We start from the raw sequence: 2,920 nt of genomic DNA, 5'->3' as shown, positions 1-2,920 counted from the left end.
TTGATTACGGCCAAGTTTTTTTACCACCAGTGACATCTTATTTACCACTGATTGCTAAGGAATTTACCACACAACGCCAATGCAATTACCAATTCTGAGTAATGGTGGGTAGATTTAGCTGTATGATAGTTTTGGATCACTTTTTGCGGATAATTGGTTCGGTAAGTGCGTGAAGGAGAGTCACAGGTAATGCACATAATAATTTAAAGCCATTAGAACAGAATCCGTTCCAATGGCTATTGATCTTACCTAAAATCTTACTTAAAACGTTTATCTTCTAATTGCTCATCAATAATTTCAACCGCCCAACGAACAAGTTCATCGTGATCCAAATCCTCTTCTTCAGACCACATACAGGTAGGTAATAGTCTGTCTTCAATTTGAAACCTCACCTCATCAGGTAAATACATACGAAAAAAGTAATAAGCTATACGGTATTCAACTTCTGCTGGGATCATTTAGACGCCCCCAATCCATGGCGCTCTCGCATAGAAACATTTCCGTCAATCATGATTTGATAGGAATCATGAATAATACGGTCTAAAATAGCCTCCGCAATTGTTTCATTTCCTAATTTTAAATGCCATCCACTGGGATCGATTTGGGAACAGAAAATAGTCGAAGCTACCTTATGGCGTGCCTCTGCAATTTCTAGTAATATTGCAGCTTCATCGGTTGACAAATCTGTTAGTAACCATTCATCAAGTATGAGTACATCGACTTTCGTATATTTTTTAATGCATTTCCGGTAGCTTCCGTCTGCTGCTAATTTCGCCAGTGACAGTTCATCCAGTAACTCGGGTAAGCGAATATATTTCACTTTATAAAATTGACGACAAGCCGATACTCCGAATGCGCTGGCTAAGTATGATTTACCAGAACCAGTTGGACCTTTCAATATAATATTGTAATTGTCATAGATATAGGCACCGCTAGCGAGTTTCAAAATCAAATCCTTATCTAGCTTTCTATCTTCGTAATACTCTATATCTTCAATACTGGCATTTGAGTTTATAAAAGTAGCTGCTTTGATTAAACGTTGAAGCTTGTTACTCTTCCGACGGGAATGTTCTAAATCGACAAGTAAAGAAAAACGGTCCTCGAAACTCATTTTTTGAATTTCCTTGTTCAATGCCTGTTCCTTATAGGCTTCCTCCATACCACGCAATTTCATTTCGTGTAATTTTGTTAGCGTTTGTTCATTCATTATTTATCGGTCCTTCCATAATAAGAAGCTCCACGTGTGAAGCCATAGTTATTTTCGCTGCTTTCCGTTTTACGTTTTAATTCCTGCTCGGCATCATTCTTTTTATTGTTCTTCAAAATCGTTTGTATACTTTTGACCGTGGGTCTTTTTGTCATAGAAATAATCATTTTACACGCACGTTCAATCTCGTATTTTGTGTAACGTCTCTCAGATTTTTTTAATGAAAATATGGACTGTAGAGCTTGTTTTTCCGTTTGGGAAGTACCCAGAATATATTGAACAACATTCAAGGCTGATTCCCCGATACTTTCAGCCCATTCAAGCGCGGCTTCCGGTGTTTGATCCACAAATAACTTATGATTATCAGGCATATGATCCCGAACAGTAGATAATTGACCAAATTTCCCATATAATCGTTTATGAGAAGCAATCCGCATATGATTGAAAAAGATCTCAACAAAATCATCTGATAGTTTCACTTCAACCTGTCGATTGATATATTCATAGGGAACTGAATAAAACATACTTTCGACAGAGATGTGATAGTCAGGGCGTACTTTGGCAGTTTTCCATTCAGACATTTTGTACGGCACTGACGGGAGGGGAGAAAGCGCAAATTTCTCCTCTTCTTTAAATGCTGACCATCGACAACCTTTTTTACGAGTGAAGGGGCGCTGATTGAATTCATCTAATTTCCGCCAAACTTCTTCGTTCAATTCATCAATACTGAAGCATTGTGTATTTCTTAAAGCTGCGATGATCCATGTAGAGACAACATTAACAGAGCCTTCAACACTGGCTTTATCCTTCGGTGTTCGAACCCGTGCAGGCATGACCACTGTTTTATAATAATCTGCCATTTCCCTGTAAGTAGGATTTAAGACCAATTCACGAGTAGTATGTTTTGTCACACTCGCTTTAAGATTATCCGGTACGATAATTTGTGTTACACCGCCAAAATACTCATACGCATGGTTATGTGCAGTAATCCAGGAATGCAAATCCATTGATAAGGTTGCTTCCGCATACGACAATTGGCTGCACGGCAATGTTGCAACGAAAATATATGCCTTTATTTTCTCCCCCGTATCCCTATCAATAATAAAAGATGTAGATCCTGCCCAATCAACTTCCATAATTTCGCCTGGTTTTCTACGAATACGCAAGGTTGCTTTATACTTATCTGCGTATCTACTGTAATGACGCAAAAAACTGCGATAGGAATACGGAATTGTATTGTTCACCCGGCAATCGGCTTCATACTCATGGTGAAGAAGGGAAAGTGTCACATTAGGCTTCGCCAACTCTTCATGAATATAATCAAAGTTCAACGGTTGTCTGCCTGATGCCTCCAAAGACTTCTCAGGAAAGAGAAACTCCTCAATCCATTGATCCGTCATTTCCTCCTCTAAAGGACAGACCAACCCCTTCTTTTCGGCTATTCGAATGATCTCTGTCACCTTTTGACGAGAGTTGCCTGTACTTGCGGCAATGCCTCTAAAACTGATTCCCTCATCGTGTAATTCCAGTATCCTTCGATAATGAATCATAAAAAAATACCTCCCTATAAATAATGTCACACCTGATGGTGTGCTCACTAATTATACAAAGGTATTAACTGAAGTGGTAATGCCTTGTCACTTGCTGGTAAATTTTTTGGCGTTTGGTGGTAAAAACTATGTCACTGGTGGTACATTTCAGTGGCTGTAATCA

The 2,920-nt window shown here is 38.9% G+C and carries 3 protein-coding genes; all 3 read right to left on the bottom strand.

The genetic code is table 11. The features are described from left to right. Window positions 1-257: 257 nt before the first annotated feature. From JOD18_RS23995 to istA, 3 genes are read right to left on the bottom strand one after another with little or no spacing between them, the layout of a single operon-like run. The gene (locus JOD18_RS23995; protein WP_204671994.1) at window positions 258-458 is read right to left on the bottom strand and encodes a hypothetical protein; all 201 of its coding nucleotides are present in this window, start codon (window positions 456-458) and stop codon (window positions 258-260) included. Beyond that, on the bottom strand, window positions 455-1,207 hold the full coding sequence (gene istB, locus JOD18_RS23990; RefSeq protein ID WP_204671992.1) for an IS21-like element helper ATPase IstB: 753 nt from the start codon (window positions 1,205-1,207) through the stop codon (window positions 455-457). The genes JOD18_RS23995 and istB overlap by 4 nt, the downstream gene beginning before the upstream one ends. Continuing rightward, entirely contained in the window at window positions 1,207-2,757 is a 1,551-nt protein-coding gene (gene istA, locus JOD18_RS23985; protein WP_204671991.1) for an IS21 family transposase, read from the bottom strand. The genes istB and istA overlap by 1 nt, the downstream gene beginning before the upstream one ends. Window positions 2,758-2,920 lie beyond the last annotated feature (163 nt).

The organism is Gracilibacillus alcaliphilus (assembly GCF_016909015.1).
In the GTDB taxonomy this organism is placed as follows: domain Bacteria; phylum Bacillota; class Bacilli; order Bacillales; family Amphibacillaceae; genus Gracilibacillus; species Gracilibacillus alcaliphilus.
The sequence above is the reverse complement of the archived record's forward strand: the minus strand, read 5'-3'. Positions and strand labels throughout refer to the sequence as shown.

What these genes read in the sequence shown, in the direction of transcription:
- istA (WP_204671991.1), bottom strand. Translation starts at nt 2,757, where the DNA reads ATGATTCATTATCGAAGGATACTGGAATTACACGATGAGGGAATCAGT.
- JOD18_RS23995 (WP_204671994.1), bottom strand. Translation starts at nt 458, where the DNA reads ATGATCCCAGCAGAAGTTGAATACCGTATAGCTTATTACTTTTTTCGT.
- istB (WP_204671992.1), bottom strand. Translation starts at nt 1,207, where the DNA reads ATGAATGAACAAACGCTAACAAAATTACACGAAATGAAATTGCGTGGT.